Below are 16,805 nucleotides of genomic sequence, written 5' to 3'. Positions count from 1 at the left end.
TTATAGCGACCTGTAAAAATCCCCTTTTACTTCAATTGCTCTAACAATTGATACTCTGAAAATACCCTTTTAACTTTACAATCATTCCCAGACTTTCTTTTTAGATTTGCATTTTTCAACCCAGACCCCTGAGCACCCGGCACTGTCAAAAAACGATCTCTCCAATGGCGATGATCCGCTACTCGAACAGCCATAGTTCCCTGTTTGATACTCATGGCCTTGAGCCAAACATCATCTGCTCCAGGGCATAATTTCAGAAACTTATCGCTATCAAATGCATCTTCATGTAAAGAACCTGGATGATAAATAACCCCTCCAACCCCGGTAGGGAAAACCATGTGGGATGGCTCAGTGTTGGATGAACCACACCAAGTTTCCCTTTTTGAGCGCCATTTTTCATAAGGTAGCAAACTCCCATCCTTATCCAGGGTGATTCGGTGGGCACGATGACAGTGAATATAAGAGGGTTCAGTTAGATAAGCCTGATAAAGCATATCAATCATATCTGAAGGGTATAAAACATCATCATCCACAGTGACGATCAGACTATCCGGGAATTGTTCAAATGCATAAAAATATTTCGTGTACGGCCCAAGATCCCGCTCAACAAAAAAAATCTGTAAACCGCGCTGTAACTGCTTCTGCAGTATTTCCGGCACTTTCTCATCGGGGAAATCTTCCCTGGATAGCCAGAGAGCAACAACATCAGCTTTCAGAGACTGCTGAAATAAACTTTCCACACATAAAAAGATATCGTGTATACGCCGTCCATATGATGTTAGCGAAACTACAATCTTATGTTTTTTGTTATTCCCCACTCCCTTCTCGACACTTGTCAAGGCTTGCTGCCCTAGAAGTTGGCTTCGAACCAAAGACTCCAGCTTCAAATTATTATTCACATCGTGTCTTTTTAGCCTTTTTTTCAAGAAATATTGAAGCATACTGTATAACCGGAATGTATTATTTTTGAACTGCCATGGTAACCAAAAGATATTCCATTTTTGGTTACCATGTATGAAAAATAATATACATGAAGGCAGACAAGAAAAATGCTTAGCAGTATCAAGTTTCACTCAAAGGCTTAAAGTACCTAGTCTAAAAGCTCGATAGCACATCCCTCGCAGACAATAGATGAAAGTTTCACAGAGTTATTTAGTCAACTTATTTACAATAGCCAGGGTTTACCCTGTCAAGCTTGCGCAGAAGTCCGGGCCAGGCCAATAGCCCTCCCTGATTACCAGTAACCATGTCACCTTCACTCACAATTTTGTCCACAATTTCCTGTGGAATGGCAGTTAGTGGTGGATTACCGGCGAACGCCGCAACTTGTATTTCGCAAGCACGCTGGAGGATAAACATGGCGAGAAAGGTGTCGGCTACGGTGGAGGCGCAAGTTAATAAACCGTGATTACGCAGGATCATATAATGAGCCGAACCCAAGTCAGAAACCAGGCGCACCTTCTCATCCTCACGCACGGCAATCCCCTCATAATCGTGATAGGCAATACTCGATAGGGGAAACAGGGATTGCTGGGAGATGGGTAATAGCCCCTCTGCATGGGCTGACACTGCTACTCCCGCAGTAGTATGGGTATGCATTACACAGTGGGCATCCTCACGGGCTTCATGGATAGCACTGTGAATAGTGAAGCCGGCGGGGTTTACTATCGCATCATTATCATCCACCTTTTCCCCATTCAGGTCGATTTTGACCAAACTTGAGGCGGTGATTTCCTCAAAGAACATTCCAAAAGGATTGATCAGGAAGTGCGACTCTGGCCCTGGAATACGCATAGACAAATGCGTAAAAATTGTATCATCCCATCCGTAGTAAGCAATTAGACGGTAAGCTGCAGCCAGGTCGACCCGCAGTTGCCACTCCTCTTCACTGACATTTCCTTCAAGCGAAGGCACAGTTTCCAGTTGCATGATTTTTCCCCGGTTTAAATTGGAAACTCGATTCTGGATGAGCAATGTCACAAATACTGTCAATTTGTTTACACTTGGCGAATGAATAAAATCGCAGCTATTCTGGATGCCTGCCCACTGCTCTCCGGACTGCCAATTGAAGCCATGGAACAGCTGGCACAAGGTGCACAGCTGCGGCGCTTTGGCGCCGGCGACATGATCTACCCACCCGCTTCCCTACAGGAACGCCTGTCTATTATTGCTGAGGGCCAGGTACGCATCTGTTCCAGTAATATTGCCGGTCGGGAAGCCACCCTTGCCATACTGGATACTGGTGCCTGGTTTGGCGACACGGTATTTTGTCCAGGCACACCTCGGGTATTTGGTGCCAGTGCCCATAGTAATTGCACCGTGGTAGATATTCAGGGCGAACAGCTGCGCGACTTGATGCGTCGCCATCCGGAAGCTTACCCGGTAGCCTTGGAACAGGTAAGCCTCCGCTTATGGGCTGTAATGTCGATCATCCAGGATGATGTCCTGCGGGGAACCGAGGCGCGGGTTGCGCGCCGCCTTTTCTTTATGGCGCAAATGCACCATGGTAAGGCGGTTAGTGGCTCGGTGAGCTTCCGCCTCACCAAGGAGCTACTTGCCAACACTATGGGAATGACCCGGCAAGGGGTTCACCGGGTACTAAAAAATATTGAATCGAAAGGATTGATCGAGTCTTCTTACGGACGTATCAGCGTACCGAGCCTTAGCCGCCTGGGTGCCTATATTGAAGAGCTTGATTAAATCACGGCCTGGATTGAAAGCACCCGCCCAGGCCATAAAGAAACATGTCCCTAGCCAGCTTCACCGAGCTCTGCAGCCCTTTCCTCACCCGCTTCACGGGCTCTCTTGCGTCCATATAAAGCCAGCAACATTCCCGATGGGAACATCAATACACCGTAAACCGCAGAAGGCACCGACATCTCACTGGAATGCAGAAGGGTCAGGGTTACCATCAGGCCAATGGTGCCATTTTTAATACCCAGCTCAGTAGCCACTGCCAAGCCATCACGGCCAGATAAGCCACAAAGCCGGCTGACAAGTAAACCCACAAAAACACCCAGGATATTTAACAAGATTACTGAAGGCCCTGCCTGGGTCGCTAGTTCATCAATGCGATCGCGCATGCCCCACACAAGCCCTACCACTAGAATCAACAACACCAACGCACCAAAGATGCTGACAATACCCTCTGCACGGCTGGCCAAGTGAGGATTCCAGGCTCGCACCAACATCCCAATAACCACCGGCAGCAATACGATGACTGATAACATCACGACAGTCTTGGCAAAAGGCAGCACAATTTCCTGTTCAGCACCGAAATAGGTTCGTAGTGCGTAGTTGGTGAAAAATGGCAGGCTTAGGATAGTTATCAGGCTTGCTGACACAGTGAGCACAATGGACAGGGCCACATTGCCACGAGCGAGCAGGGTAAAAAGATTTGAGGTGGTGCCTCCCGGACAAGCGGCAATAATAACCAGGCCGACTGCAATCGCAGGAGGCAGGCTGAGTAGCCAACACAACGCAAAAGCAACAATCGGCATCAGGAGAATCTGGGTGATAGTACCCACCACCAAGCCAGCAGGTTTCACCGTAACTTGGTGGAAATCCCTGGCTGTCAGGGTCATCCCTATTCCAACCATAATGATAAACAGCGCAATCGGCAGACCGATCGAGATCATGGGTCCTGATTCCACACTAGCCTCCTGAAGTTTTTATTATTTTCGGAACCCGAGCAGCAGGTAGTCACTTGAAACCGTGACCAGCATGAAGCCACTTTTCGGGTTGCCAGTTTTTATTACGTATTTTCATTATTTCGCTGTGCGAAATTGAACCCTAGCATAGTCCACCGAAGAGTGTCGCCTCTGGTACACTCCCCAGTATCTTTTGCCCGACAATTGCGCCTTACATGTCACAGTTTATCCCCAATGCGTCAGTGGACCATTGGTCCAACCTGCTTTGGACAGTGGGGAGCACCGATATAACCAATTCGCTCAATCCAAAGTTCTTACTCGAAAAATTACCTCGGCTTCCGGCAGCACGACGAAAACAACTCCTGGATTATTTTTCCAGCCCACAGGTCCATAAAAGACTCTCACCACAACTTGATGCATTCCTGCATAACTACAGCGAACACAAGCCCACATCTCGGCTTGGCGTGTACTTTGAACAGCTTTGGGCCTTTGCCTTTGAGCATCACCACGACTATCAGCTGGTGCACCACAATCTGCCCCTGCGCACTGCCGGCCAGACATTGGGAGAGCTGGATTTTGTCGTGCGGTACCTTCCCGCTGACACCTGTGAACATTGGGAAGTTGCCGTGAAATTTTATCTGCAACTGCCAGGTCCCTATTGGATCGGGCCTGGGCTTAAGGATCGTCTGGATATCAAGCTTAAGCGTATGGCACAACACCAACTGCCATTTATCCGGCGACCCGAGGTAGAAAGTCTATTGCAAGACATGGGCCTGAACATCGATCGACAATGGGCCCAGATACCAGGGCGGCTGTTTAAAGCACTGGGTACCCCCAAGGCTCAAGCCAGTAGGAAGTCGTCTCGGGGGGATTCGCACTACTGGTGGGCCACTCCCGACAGCTTCATCGACTATTTCAATACATCTCCACACTATCAAGACTTAAGCTGGCTCCATTTACCCAAGTGCGTCTGGCTCGCGCCATTGCAGCGGGGCCTCGCGGAAGGATATAGCTTTAAGCAACTCGTCATGGCACTCGAAAGGAACACTTTGGATCGCCCACTGTGTATCTCAGCATTGGATAAATGCGGGGAAGTCTGCCGCGGGTTTATTGTTCCTGAGAATTGGTATCCCAGAGCACTGGAAAGCCTTCCCAGGCCCTGAGAAAATCCTGAAATAAAGCCGGCAAGACCGCCACCCAGCATCAACCTCTAATCGAATTATCCCGCCCACAAAAGCTATCTGCACTATATAACACTGCGGACAAAACAAACTATTTCCAATTAATTATTGACATAGATCAATTTACATTTACAATTTTCAGAAATTTCTGAAAGTTAAGAACTATATGAAACTTTCCAATCAAGCCCAGGCTTTTGTGTTGCATTTCGGCGAAATGGGCAGCCGATGGGGGTTTAACCGCACTGTTGGCCAGATGTTTGCCCTGCTTACCATCAACCCTTCCCCTCTCAACGCAGAACAACTGGCCCAGGCCCTGAAGATCAGCCGCGGCAACGTGAGCATGGGACTCAAGGAGTTACAGGCCTGGCGCCTGATAGAACTGCACCACCAGCCGGGTGACCGCAAGGATTACTTCACCGCAGCCGGCTCAATCTGGGACCTGGCGCGCACAGTGTTTGAAGAGCGTCGCAAGCGGGAACTGGACCCAACCCTGAGCCTGCTCCGCCAACTGTTACTCAATGAGCCCCAAGATGAACAGGAAGCCCAGGCCCAGGAGAAAATCCAGGAGGTCTACAGCTTGCTGGAACTGCTTGAGGAATTTGCCAATACCCTGAGCAAACTGGAGCACGATGACCTGCTTAAATTGATGAAGCTCGGCTCCGGGATCGTCAAGCTGTTGGAGTTCAAAAGCAAACTCACAGGAGGAACATCCAATTCCGAATAAAAACACGCCACACCTGACATAAACACCCTCAGAGATATTCTGCCCGGAGGATAGAGAAATCCAGCGGGCAACAGAAAAAGCGGTATAGGGATATACCGCCGCCGACCCAGCGTCGGTATACGCTCAAAAAATACTGGCAGGTCCATACTTCTGCATCGGTGTTTTTCGGGCACCCCCGGACGATTCAGGAAGAGCGTCCGGTTTTCTGGTTAAAAATAGTTCCGACCAGCAGAGGCACCCATGCTAGATACTCTGATCCTCTCCAGAATACAGTTTGCCGCTAATATCAGTTTTCACATTTTATTTCCCACCATTACTATCGCGCTCGCCTGGATTATCGTTTTCTTCAAGCTGCGCTACGACCAGACCGATAATCCTGTTTGGATGCGCGCCTATCGATTTTGGGTCAAGGTCTTTGCCCTGACATTTGCCCTCGGCGTCGTCAGTGGTATAACCATGTCATTCCAGTTTGGCACCAACTGGCCTGGCTTCATGGCGCAAGTCGGCAATATCGCCGGACCATTACTGGGTTATGAGGTGCTCACAGCCTTTTTCCTGGAAGCCACATTCCTTGGCATTATGCTGTTTGGCATCAATCGCGTTCCCAGTAAGGTGCATACTTTCTCTGCATTTGTTGTCGCAATTGGTACAACACTTTCAGCCTTCTGGATCATCGCGCTTAACTCCTGGATGCAGACACCGTCAGGGTTTGAAATGCGTGATGGGGTCGCCTACCCGGAAAGCTGGATGGCCATTATTTTCAATGCATCGTTTCCCTACCGCCTTACACATATGTTGCTGGCCTCGGGGCTAACTGCTGCTTTTTTTGTCGCGGGAATCTCTGCTTATCGCATTCTAAAAGGTGATCCCAAACGCGCACCGCGCCTGGCACTAAAAACCGGCCTGATTCTGGCTGCAGTATTTATACCCATCCAAATTTTTGTTGGCGATTTACACGGCATCAACACCTTTGAGCACCAGCCACAAAAAGTGGCGGCGATGGAGGGCGCCTGGGAAACGCAAAAAGGTGCGCCACTGCTGCTATTCGCAATTCCCGACAGTAAAGAAAAAACCAACCACTTCGAAATCGCCATTCCAAAAATGGCCAGCCTGATTCTCACCCATGAGCTGGACGGAGAGGTAAAAGGCATAAACGAGTTTCCCGGAGATCATCCACCTGTAGCGCCGGTCTTTTTTGCCTTTCGTATTATGGTTGGCATGGGCCTGTTAATGCTCGCTGTGGCCTGGGGTGGTTGCTACCTGTTGTGGCGGCGAAAAGAGTTGCCTCGCTGGGCATTGAAGACCCTGGTAGCCATGACCTTCGCCGGCTGGGTGGCTACCCTGGCTGGCTGGTACGTGACAGAAATAGGCCGTCAACCCTGGTTGGTAACGGGAGTCCTGAAAACTGCCGACGCCGTTACCCAGGTGCCGCCATCTCATGTCGGTTTCTCGCTAACCTTATACCTGATTGTCTATGTGATCCTGCTGTATGCGTACATACACACCCTGAAAGTTATGGCCTTGAAGTCAGTCAAAGTGGAGGAATTTGAAACCCAAGAGCCTCGTGCCGGAGGCAACCTAACCAACCTGCCCCACACAAACCAGAAGCCAACCGAGGGGGATTCTCAATGAATGAGAGTGCAACTTCCGCCGCCTATTGGCTGCCAGTTATTTTCATTGGCCTGATGGGCCTGGCTGTGCTGGTGTACGCCATCCTCGACGGCTACGATCTGGGAGTGGGTATCCTGCTCCCCCTGGGAGAGAGAGACGAAGCGCAGCGGGACACCATGATCGCTTCAATTGGCCCCTTCTGGGATGCCAATGAAACCTGGCTGGTTCTGGCAGTCGGCCTGCTGCTGATCGCTTTCCCGATCGCCCACAACCTGGTGCTTATGCACCTCTATATCCCCGCCGCAATTATGCTGGTGGGGCTGATCATGCGTGGAGTGGCATTCGATTTTCGTGCCAAGGCCGCCGTCGGGCACAAACTGGCCTGGGACAGAACCTTCAAGGCCGGCTCTCTCACTACCAGCCTCTCCCAAGGCTATATGCTAGGACAATATGTAATGGGGTTTGCACCCGGCTGGCAGACACAACTGTTCGCCGCCGTCAGTGCCCTGGGAGTCACCGCCGCCTACAGTTATATGGGCTCAGCCTGGTTGGTATTGAAAACCGAAAAAGAACTGCAGACGCGTGCAGTGCACTGGGCGCGCCGGGCGGGACGGGCAACATTACTCGGCGTTCTCTCTGTGTCGGCAATTAACCCCCTGGTCAACCCAACCGTCTTTGATCGCTGGTTTGCCTACCCATTGGTAATGTTCGTACTGCTGATCCCGACCCTGTGCTTCCTGGCCTTTATCTTTAATGATGTCCTACTTGGCAGAATGCCGAAAGCTAATGACAGGCACAGTGCACTGCCCTTCACCATGGTGGTGATTATCTTCCTGATGTGCTTTATCGGCTTGGCTTTCAGTTTCTACCCAGACATAGTTCCGGGACAATTGAATATCTGGCAGGCAGCCAGCGCAACCGCGTCACTCAAGTTCATTTTAGTGGGAGCAGTGATTGTAGTGCCGGTCATTCTCGTCTATACCGCATTTTCCTACCGGGTATTTCGTGGCAAGGCGACCGAACTCCACTATCACTGACGGAGTATTTTTTGCTTTAAAGGGGGTAATGCCGACTATTCCAATTTAATCTGGTAATGCGGAACTACCCCACAAATCAAACAAAATCCCCTTGCCCGCCGAAATTGGTACGATAATAATCATCAATTCCAGAAGACAAATTTTTTACAAGGAAGTAAAGCGCATTTCTGGCGCTTTCAGATTGCGCTTGTCTAAGGGGGAGGTGAATTTGAACCAAATCGATCGACGGGCTATCAGCCGGCGCGACACAGCAAGTCCGCGCAAACCACAACGTAAAAACGGCCGCGAGAAATACGAGAAGCTTCTCGACGCGCTGGAAACTCTAATCGCTGAGCAGGATTCAACCGATATCAGCCTCGCTAACCTGAGCCAGGTAGCCGGGGTTCCGGCAGCGTCTGTCTACCACTTTTTTCCCAGTGTGGATGCCAGCCTTACGGCTCTGGCAGAGCGGCACTACAAATCTTTTGGAGACGTAGTACTTGGCCACTCAGATTTTTCACCCGCGGAAAGCTGGCAGGATATGCTCAATCAGCTGTGTGGTCTGGTACGCAGCTACTATGAGGATAATATCTCTGCATTGAAGGTGCATTACGGCCCTCAATCCAGCTGGGCATTGCGTCAACTGCAAATGGAAAATAACTGGCGTTTAGCAGATACCCTGATAAAGAATCTGTCACGCGAGTTTGAACTGCCTCCATCGCAGGATTGGCGCGACCGTTTTATGTGCGCAATTAATATTAATGACTCTTTCTGTTCCCAGGCTTACTCGCGCTTCGGACGAATTACTGACGAAGCCGCGGCTGAAGGCAAGCGTGCGGCAGCCGCATACCTGAAGCTGTATCTGGGAGAGCTGCTTCAGCGTCGTCAGCTGCGCTTCGCCCCATTGGAGGCCTCTGCCTGAGGGAGAAATAGCCTTATCTGTTAAAGGGGTTTTTCAATCAGATCCCGCCAGTATGATAAACCCGGTAATGAGAATTGCCGGGTTTATTTTTACCTATTGTAATCGCTTCACCTTCAAACCTTTGAGTTCAACCTTCCCCGAGCTTGCCCCTGATCAAACGCTCAAACTGTTAGTGTTAAACAACTACAAATTACCCGAGATCCAGGAAAAGAAATAATCCCCTAACAGAAAAGCAATTACAGAACTTCTTTGTAATTTAACCGTATGTCACCAATTAATCTTGCTGCCGGCTTTCACAGCCACGCCTCACAATAAAGGACCAGATTAGGCGGATAGTTACCTGTTCTCAATTGTCTAATTTGTGACTACCTGGACTCAAACTACAATAGTTAGCGAAACTCTAACTGGAACAAGTGGAGGTTCTCTTATGCCCATTGCCGCGCACGAGTTGGAATCGGATTTCCCCGAGTATGCAGACACCATTAAGCTCCTCCTGAGAGACGACCTGCAATTCAAACTGGAGAACGACCTCTACCGAAAACTTGATAAAAAGATACGTGGTCTTCAAGACAGTGGGATCGGTACCGACGATGACCACTACTCAAGCCTGAAAAAGCAGCGCGCTTACCTAAAACAACATCTCTATAACCGCATCACAGGGATGATTACGCAACACTAGCACAAGGCTATTACCTGGACATTACCGGCGCCATTCAGCACACTGACTCCACAGACAATCAGAACAAGTTGGTGGCGCCATGCAACTCTACCTGACCTACTCCTCCCCCTTTGCCCGAACTGCCCGTATCGTTGTACAAGAGCACAAACTGCAATCTTGCATTAACGAACACTTTTCGCACCCATTTCATAATCAGCAGGAATTAATCTCCAACAATCCACTCGGTAAGGTGCCCTGCCTGAATCTGGATAACGGCACCGTCATTATGGACAGTGAGGTTATTTGCTCCTATCTCGACAAACAATTGGGTGATGGCCGCCTGAGTAGAGAGATGGAGAATGATTGGAACCTGCGCACACTCTACAGCATAACTTCAGGACTGATGGAAACCCTGGTGCAAAGGCAAATGGAAAAACTGAGAGAGCGCGAGGGGTTGCGCTCAGAGTTCTGGTGGCAACGTTATAATAGTGCAATAAACAGAACCCTGGATTTCCTCGAGTCAAATGTGTCAATACTCCCCGAGCAATTCAGCCTTATCCATATCAACCTGGGGGCAGCCCTTTCTTATTTGGATTTTCGTCACGAAGACCTTAACTGGCGCGGCAAACGACCGCAGTTAACTGCTCTATCAGAGGCTCTGGAAGCCAGAGACAGCTTTAGCGCCACAAATTTACACGAATAACCCAAGCTTCTGCTTATCGGCCAGGATTCAATCCCTGGCCTCATAAATTCTTCTCTAAACTGTCATATCCTCCCGATAGCCTGAGCGCTTTTTGAGGCGCCGCCATGTCAGATAAAGTGAAGAGCCCTTTGTGGATACTTCTACACAGCGCTGCCCTAATAGCGGTGACCTGCAGCCTTTCCAGTGGACTGCGTATCGCAACTCTTGATAAACCTGTCGTCATCTCTATCGCTGAACTCCTTCCCCAGGGGGAGGTCCACAGCGTGCACTTTATCTCTGCCTTATTATTGTCTCTGGTTGCCACAGGATATTTAATCTCCCGAGTTTCTTATTTTCTATACCCGGACAGAGAATCAACACCAAAAAGGATCAACTATCACAGAGTAGTGACCTGGGGTGGAGTTTCGTTACTTACAACTTCGCTGCTGAGTGGTTGGATACTATTTGCCGGTATGGGTCCACTTTTTTGGCTTCGTTCAATACATTTTTATAGCGCTATCGGGCTTACCTTTTACATATTCCTGCACGGCGGAATTTATCTGGTACAGTTCGGCTTGCGAGTGCTTCTTTTTATTCTCAAGCCTTCACCATCCAGCAGAAAAAGTCTGCCGCTAGTTTCCATTTTACTTGGCACAATTTCTCTAAGCTTTCTTTTAATGGGAGGCTGGCACCTGATTCACAGGTATTCCCACCACCCCCTGCAGGTCACAACAATTCCACCAGGTTCTATTATCGACATTGATGGCCTCGCAGCAGAGCCCCAGTGGAAAGAAGCACAAACACTTGCCTTACGTACCGATGGCGGTGCCAATTTTTATGATGGCCGCTCCGATGTACAGCTAAAAGCCCTGCAAAATGGCCAGGAACTTTTCCTTCATATCACCTGGCAGGACCCTGATGAGAGCCTCGCCCACCTGCCCTTGAGGAAAACTGCAAAAGGCTGGGAAATCTTACAATCGGGCTATAAAGCATTTGATGAAAAACGCTATTACGAAGACAAATTCGCCATACTTCTCTCTGAAAACTGCTCCTTCGCTGCGGCCGGTACCGCCCACTTGGGCCAATCTCCTTTAGCCGGCAAGCCCGCAAACTGGCACGGCAAGGGCTACCACTACAGCAACTCAGGGCAGCTGCATGATCTCTGGCACTGGAAGGCAGTACGCACCAATAAAATGTACTTAGCGGATGACAATTTTATCGGTAAGCCCGATAAAGTGCGACCAGGCGCTCGACGTTATACCGCTGGTTACCAGCAGGATGGCAAAGAATCCGGTGCCTACCGGATGAACTGGAAATGGTATTCCCCCACTACAATCACCCCCAAACGCCTGCCAGTAAAAATAGACCAGCTGGCCCCCTATCAATACCCTCTCGAACAGAAACAAAACCAGGACTGGACAATTTCCTGGTTCGATTACCAACCTTATTCTGCGCACCTGGACCAGTTCCCGCAGGGCACTTTGATGCCCTCGGTACTATATACATCCAACCGTTTTGAGGGGGACCGCGCGGATGTACGCGCGCGCGGAGTGTGGCGCGATGGTCACTGGTCCCTTGAGCTGGTGCGCCGACTGGATACCGGATCTGCCCAGGACATTCCTATTGTGGATGGCATTTGTATGTGGGTATCCGCCTTTGACCGCGCCCAGATTGCCCACACCCGTCACAGCCGGGCCATTCAGCTCAATCTTGAAAAAACCTTATGATTCTACGTCTATTCCTGGTCTTCGCCCTGCCCGCCACACTGATTGCTGCGGCTATTGTTCGTGTCCCGCAAAACCCGGAACCACCCAAACACTATCTGGTAAAGATAAATATGCAGGGGGAGCCACTAGGTGCCTGGGAGGGGCCCTGGTTCTGTATCTGCGACAAACGCAGTGGTCTTCTGTGGGAAGTAAAAACTGATAACGAGAATATTCACGACGGTCGCTGGACCTACTCCTGGTTTAATGGAAGTGAGGGGGTTGCCAATAATGGCGACTGTTACTTTGAATCGAACCGCTGCGATACCCAAGACCTAATCCAACATACCAACCGCGAACGCCTGTGTGGAGCTGGCAGCTGGCGCCTACCTTCTGTCGTCGAAATAAATACAATTATCAGCAACGACAACAAGCCCGGCAGCCCCACGATCGAAACTGAGTACTTCCCAAAAACCATGCGTGGTGACTATTGGACCAGCGAGGGTAACCAGCAACTGGTAGGTATTTATCAATATTTAACCGTTGGCGGCTCTGCTGTGAATTTTATCAATGGGGACAGGGTCACAATTCCCTATCGAAACGCCGCATTCTTGCGCTTGGTAACCAGCCGTTCAACAGCCTGTCACAAAGCTTCTCAATAATGCCCACGCACTGCAGCCATGCAATCCAGTCCCCCTCCAGGCCGCAGCGCTCTCACAAAAAGGTCCCCAATTTCCAAAGGATTTCTCCAATGAGACGATATTTTGGCAGTGCTCTCGCAATCTCGACATTGTTACTCGCAATGGGTTCCAACGCCGCAACCAAGCATTACCGGCTGTCTTGGGATGGCGATGCTTCCAGCAGTGCGGTGATAGGCTTTTCCCCCGACGGCAGCAGTAATAACCCCTCTGTAAACTACGGTTATTCCACCGACGAAAGTAACTGGAACAGCGCTTACGTCAGCAACAGCGAAAACTTCGATGGCGGTATCACCAGCCACTTCGTGCGTTTGCAGGATTTAAGCGCGGACTCTTCCGTATATTTTCGTATCTGCGATCAGGATGGCTGTGGAGATCGCTTTTGGTTCAGGACAGCGCCTGCGCAAAAATCTCCGTTTGTAGTGGTAGCCGGCGGTGATACCCGCACTGGCCATACCACCCGCCGCCAGGGCAATGAACTACTCGCTAAGATTCGTCCCCTCGCAGTCATGCACGGCGGAGACTTTACCAACGCCAATAGCGCATCGGAAATGCGCGAGTTTCTGGATGACTGGGAACTGACTTATTCCAACGATAATATCGATGGTTACAGTTACAAGCGCATCTACCCGTTAATTCCCACACACGGTAACCATGAAGACGACAATTACTCCACCATCTGCCAGGTCTTCGGCGTAGACTTTAATGGCGATGGAGATTGCTCTCCCAGCGATACCTACGGTGCAGTGCAGGTTTCTCCACTGTTACGGGTGTATACACTCAACAGCCAGTTCCAGAGCAGCGGCTGGTCCTCCTATGCAACTGCCATGAACAACTGGCTGGAAAGTGACCTATCGATATCTGGTAGTGCTGCCAGTTGGCGCTTTGCCCAATATCATAAGCCTTTATTTCCCCACTACAGTGGCAAGTCCGACAACCCCACCCTGTTTAACTGGTGGGCTCAACCTTTCTACGACTTCGCGATGAATCTGGTGGTGGAATCTGATACCCACCTCACCAAACTTACCGAGGCCGTTATTCCCAGCGGCAGTAACTTTTCCACAACCACTTCCGGTGGCACCGTCTATGTCGGTGAGGGAAGCTGGGGCGCTCCAGCGCGCTCTGCCAACGATGCCAAATCCTGGACCATCGATATGGCCAGTATCCAGCAATTCAAAGTGATTCAGGTGAGCGAGGAAGAGCTGCTGGTTCGCACAGCAGAGTTTGACGATACAGCCTCCACTTTGTCACGAGAGGACCGCGCCGCAGATCCATTGGTACTACCCAACAATGTGAACTGGTGGAGTGCCAACCGTATCGGCGAGGCCATGACCTTAACCCGTAACAGTGCAAACCGCAGTGTTATTTCTGAAAGCGACAGCGGTAGCAGCAGTTTTATCTTGCCGGTGAGTGACGATGTGTTTATTTCCTCACGCTACTCATCCAGCAATTTTGATGAAGATTCCGATGGGCTTCTTGCCGATGGCAGCGACTCAACTTTTGGCACCCTGTATTCGCTGATCAAATTTGACCTCTCCAGCCTTACTGCCTGTACCTCAATCAACAGCGCCATATTGGAACTGAATGTCATTAATAGGTCCGGCAATACCTACGGTGTTTATCTGGCGGCAAATGATTGGCAGGAGGAGTCCGCAACCTGGAATTCTGTCGGTGGATCCTCAGTGCGCGATGATCTGGCAAAGAGTTTTATCCCTTACTATACAGGCGTTGAACGAATCGACCTGACCTCCTCAGGGCTTATCCAAAGCTGGATAAATAATGGCAATACCGGCCTCGTTATTGCTCCTCGCACAGGAAGCAACGGCGTCGACTTCACTTCCAAAGAAACCGGCACTTCGGCGAAGTTAACGATTGAGACCGACTGTACCACTACTGCCGGCCCCCAAACCGGGACTGCAGGGCCAGATAGCTTTGCCTTGCTATGGCGTAACGAGATTAAAATTCCGGTCAAACTTATCAAAGAGCCTGCCAAATTTAATCAGAGCCAGGGGGTTGCCACTCACCTTCAAACGGCCCTCCTTGATCATGGTGGGCGCGCCTACCAAGCCACCAAACATCAAACGCAGGTCAGAACTGCTCAAGGCGAGGCTGGCTGAGGGATCATCACTGTGCCGACCGGGGTAGCCATGTAAAACTCCGTTCTGCACTACCACCAGGTATTTCTCCCTGGTATCAGTCATATCGATGTTCAGGCGGATCTCCGCATCCGCCGCCTTCTCACCGTTTAGGCGCACCGCCATGGCGTCGAATAATAACTGTAGTGGCACCCGAGCCACGATTTCTTCATCCGGTAACACCTCTTCACGAAATTCGACGCCATGGCGCAACTCTCTGGCCCCGGACAGATAGAAGTTACGCCAAATACCGGACTCTGCCTGGTAACCCAGCTGCTCCAGGCTGTCTGCCAGTAGATAACGAGCCTGTTCATTATCCGGTTCGGCGAAAACCAAATGCTTCAGCACCATAGATACCCAGCGGTAATTACCGCGTGCGAAGTCCTGCCTGGCTCTTGCCATAATACTCTCTTCCCCCCCCATATATTCCACATAGCGCAGTGCCGCCTCTTCCTGAGGAACCGGGTGTAAGTTAGCTGGGTTACCATCGAAATAGCCCAGGTAACGGTTATAAACCGCCTTGGCTCCGACATTAACAGTGCCGTAGTATCCGCGATTGGCCCAGGCCTGAGATAGGTTCTCAGGTAATTCAAGGCGCTCAGCGACCTCGACCATGTCATAGCCATGATTAGCCAAGCGCAGGGTCTGATCATGAATATATTTGTATAGGTCACGCTGCTTGGCGAGGTAATCCATAGCCTCACTCTTACCCCAAGTTGGCCAGTGGTGGCTGCTGAACACCACTTCCGTTTGCTCACCGAACTTCTCCATTGAAAATTCTATGTAACGACTCCAGGCCAGGGCATCACGGGTTTTAGCTCCACGCAGGGTATAGATGTTGTGCAGTGTATGGTTGGCGATTTCACTCATGCACAGGGCTTTGAACTGTGGAAAGAAAAACACCATTTCAGTCGGCGCTTCGGCCCCAGGAGTATTTATGAATTCAATTTCCACCCCATCGATTTCCATTTCCGCGCCGGTTTCTGGGATCACAACCGTCGGTGTGGCAATACCGTGCTCCCCATCGGATACACGGTTACCCAGACCCGATGAAACAAAACCCTCCGGGCTTGAAGGCAACAGATCTCCAAACTGGTATAACGCACGCCGTTGCATCACATTGCCAGAACGTACATTCTCGCTGATCGCCTCCTCGGCAAAGCCCTCCGGAGCAATAATGTCGATAGATCCACGCGCCAGTTGCTCCCCGGTCAACACACCGGACACCCCGGCAAAATGGTCCGCGTGGCTATGAGTAAAGATCACCGCGCTCACCGGCCGCTCTCCCAATGATTTATTGGCCAGGGCAAGAGCTGCGGCTGCAGTCTCCGCAGAAGTGAGAGGATCGATAACAATCCAACCTCTCTCCCCCTGAACAAGGGTCATATTTGCCAGGTCCAGGGAGCGCACCTGGTAAATACCGTCCACTACTTTAAACAAGCCATTGTTCAAGGCGTTGAGCTGGGCCTGCCGCCACAAACTGGGATTTACCGAGTCAGTGGGATTTCCCTGTAGAAATTGCATCTGGGACAAGCCATAGACTTCTCTCCCCTCTGAATTATTTACCTGGGCACCGGGGATGGTGGCAATAAAGCCGCGTCTGGCTAGCTCAAAATCTGTTTCGTCCGCAAAGGGAAGTTTTTTGGACAGAGCCCGGTTATGGGCTATGGTCGCTTTGGAAGCAGGTTTAATCTCAGTATTGAGGGTATTGGGTCCAGCCTCAGGCTCACTACCACAGGCGATTAGGAATATTGGTAACAAGGACAACATTAACAACGAGCGCATAGAGACTCCCCCAGGCTAGTTATGCGTGACACTTCATTTT

At 50.4% G+C, this 16,805-nt stretch carries 14 protein-coding genes and 1 pseudogene; 11 read left to right on the top strand and 4 right to left on the bottom strand.

From position 1 onward, the window contains the following. Positions 1 to 26: 26 nt before the first annotated feature. Both GL2_RS09850 and GL2_RS09845 read right to left on the bottom strand, forming a co-directional pair. The gene (locus GL2_RS09850) at positions 27 to 899 is read right to left on the bottom strand and encodes a glycosyltransferase family 2 protein (RefSeq protein ID WP_143730490.1); all 873 of its coding nucleotides are present in this window, start codon (positions 897 to 899) and stop codon (positions 27 to 29) included. A gap of 262 nt (positions 900 to 1,161) precedes the next feature. After that, positions 1,162 to 1,929 carry a class II aldolase/adducin family protein gene (locus tag GL2_RS09845; RefSeq protein WP_143730489.1) on the bottom strand — a complete coding sequence of 256 codons (768 nt, stop codon included), beginning with the start codon at positions 1,927 to 1,929 and terminating at the stop codon, positions 1,162 to 1,164. An 81-nt stretch (positions 1,930 to 2,010) separates the two neighbouring features. On the opposite strand from GL2_RS09845, the gene GL2_RS09840 reads away from it, so the two are divergent. Further along, on the top strand, positions 2,011 to 2,700 hold the full coding sequence (locus tag GL2_RS09840) for a Crp/Fnr family transcriptional regulator (protein ID WP_143730488.1): 690 nt from the start codon (positions 2,011 to 2,013) through the stop codon (positions 2,698 to 2,700). Positions 2,701 to 2,750: 50 nt separating this feature from the next. Here GL2_RS09840 and GL2_RS09835 read toward each other — a convergent pair whose 3' ends face one another. Continuing rightward, positions 2,751 to 3,653 carry a bile acid:sodium symporter family protein gene (locus GL2_RS09835; protein WP_143730487.1) on the bottom strand — a complete coding sequence of 301 codons (903 nt, stop codon included), beginning with the start codon at positions 3,651 to 3,653 and terminating at the stop codon, positions 2,751 to 2,753. 212 nt (positions 3,654 to 3,865) lie between these two features. Here GL2_RS09835 and GL2_RS09830 point away from each other — a divergent pair, with 212 nt between their 5' ends. The 10 genes and pseudogenes from GL2_RS09830 to GL2_RS21700 all read left to right on the top strand — a co-directional run. Further along, complete coding sequence (locus GL2_RS09830; protein ID WP_143730486.1) at positions 3,866 to 4,813, top strand: DUF1853 family protein; 948 nt, start codon at positions 3,866 to 3,868, stop codon at positions 4,811 to 4,813. Between the two features lie 184 nt (positions 4,814 to 4,997). Further along, complete coding sequence (locus GL2_RS09825; RefSeq protein ID WP_143730485.1) at positions 4,998 to 5,555, top strand: GbsR/MarR family transcriptional regulator; 558 nt, start codon at positions 4,998 to 5,000, stop codon at positions 5,553 to 5,555. Between the two features lie 240 nt (positions 5,556 to 5,795). Then, complete coding sequence (locus tag GL2_RS09820; RefSeq protein WP_143730484.1) at positions 5,796 to 7,187, top strand: cytochrome ubiquinol oxidase subunit I; 1,392 nt, start codon at positions 5,796 to 5,798, stop codon at positions 7,185 to 7,187. Further along, complete coding sequence (locus GL2_RS09815; protein ID WP_143730483.1) at positions 7,184 to 8,203, top strand: cytochrome d ubiquinol oxidase subunit II; 1,020 nt, start codon at positions 7,184 to 7,186, stop codon at positions 8,201 to 8,203. The genes GL2_RS09820 and GL2_RS09815 overlap by 4 nt, the downstream gene beginning before the upstream one ends. A 208-nt stretch (positions 8,204 to 8,411) precedes the next feature. Next, the gene (locus GL2_RS09810; protein WP_143730482.1) at positions 8,412 to 9,104 is read left to right on the top strand and encodes a TetR/AcrR family transcriptional regulator; all 693 of its coding nucleotides are present in this window, start codon (positions 8,412 to 8,414) and stop codon (positions 9,102 to 9,104) included. A 427-nt stretch (positions 9,105 to 9,531) separates the two neighbouring features. Continuing rightward, the gene (locus tag GL2_RS09805; RefSeq protein ID WP_143730481.1) at positions 9,532 to 9,783 is read left to right on the top strand and encodes a YdcH family protein; all 252 of its coding nucleotides are present in this window, start codon (positions 9,532 to 9,534) and stop codon (positions 9,781 to 9,783) included. 79 nt (positions 9,784 to 9,862) lie between these two features. After that, the gene (locus GL2_RS09800; RefSeq protein WP_143730480.1) at positions 9,863 to 10,465 is read left to right on the top strand and encodes a glutathione S-transferase N-terminal domain-containing protein; all 603 of its coding nucleotides are present in this window, start codon (positions 9,863 to 9,865) and stop codon (positions 10,463 to 10,465) included. Positions 10,466 to 10,569: 104 nt separating this feature from the next. Continuing rightward, positions 10,570 to 12,171, top strand: coding sequence for an ethylbenzene dehydrogenase-related protein (locus GL2_RS09795; protein WP_197736548.1), 1,602 nt, complete (start codon positions 10,570 to 10,572; stop codon positions 12,169 to 12,171). Further along, entirely contained in the window at positions 12,168 to 12,809 is a 642-nt protein-coding gene (locus GL2_RS09790) for a DUF1566 domain-containing protein (RefSeq protein WP_143730479.1), read from the top strand. Before GL2_RS09795 ends, GL2_RS09790 begins: the two co-directional genes overlap by 4 nt. Further along, positions 12,809 to 14,659, top strand: a pseudogene (locus tag GL2_RS21700) (DNRLRE domain-containing protein); the annotation flags it as partial. The gene GL2_RS09790 and the pseudogene GL2_RS21700, both read left to right, overlap by 1 nt. Positions 14,660 to 14,785: 126 nt before the next feature. On the opposite strand, the gene GL2_RS21875 reads toward GL2_RS21700, so the two are convergent. Next, on the bottom strand, positions 14,786 to 16,765 hold the full coding sequence (locus GL2_RS21875) for an alkyl/aryl-sulfatase (protein ID WP_370452142.1): 1,980 nt from the start codon (positions 16,763 to 16,765) through the stop codon (positions 14,786 to 14,788). Positions 16,766 to 16,805: the final 40 nt, after the last annotated feature.

This window comes from Microbulbifer sp. GL-2 (assembly GCF_007183175.1).
GTDB lineage: Bacteria > Pseudomonadota > Gammaproteobacteria > Pseudomonadales > Cellvibrionaceae > Microbulbifer.
The sequence above is the reverse complement of the archived record's forward strand: the minus strand, read 5'-3'. Positions and strand labels throughout refer to the sequence as shown.

Excerpts from the sequence above, each read along its gene's own strand:
- GL2_RS21875 (WP_370452142.1), bottom strand. The coding sequence starts at position 16,765 with ATGCGCTCGTTGTTAATGTTGTCCTTGTTACCAATATTCCTAATCGCC.
- GL2_RS09800 (WP_143730480.1), top strand. The coding sequence starts at position 9,863 with ATGCAACTCTACCTGACCTACTCCTCCCCCTTTGCCCGAACTGCCCGT.
- GL2_RS09795 (WP_197736548.1), top strand. The coding sequence starts at position 10,570 with ATGTCAGATAAAGTGAAGAGCCCTTTGTGGATACTTCTACACAGCGCT.
- GL2_RS09830 (WP_143730486.1), top strand. The coding sequence starts at position 3,866 with ATGTCACAGTTTATCCCCAATGCGTCAGTGGACCATTGGTCCAACCTG.
- GL2_RS09805 (WP_143730481.1), top strand. The coding sequence starts at position 9,532 with ATGCCCATTGCCGCGCACGAGTTGGAATCGGATTTCCCCGAGTATGCA.
- GL2_RS09825 (WP_143730485.1), top strand. The coding sequence starts at position 4,998 with ATGAAACTTTCCAATCAAGCCCAGGCTTTTGTGTTGCATTTCGGCGAA.
- GL2_RS09815 (WP_143730483.1), top strand. The coding sequence starts at position 7,184 with ATGAATGAGAGTGCAACTTCCGCCGCCTATTGGCTGCCAGTTATTTTC.
- GL2_RS09790 (WP_143730479.1), top strand. The coding sequence starts at position 12,168 with ATGATTCTACGTCTATTCCTGGTCTTCGCCCTGCCCGCCACACTGATT.
- GL2_RS09840 (WP_143730488.1), top strand. The coding sequence starts at position 2,011 with ATGAATAAAATCGCAGCTATTCTGGATGCCTGCCCACTGCTCTCCGGA.
- GL2_RS09820 (WP_143730484.1), top strand. The coding sequence starts at position 5,796 with ATGCTAGATACTCTGATCCTCTCCAGAATACAGTTTGCCGCTAATATC.
- GL2_RS09845 (WP_143730489.1), bottom strand. The coding sequence starts at position 1,929 with ATGCAACTGGAAACTGTGCCTTCGCTTGAAGGAAATGTCAGTGAAGAG.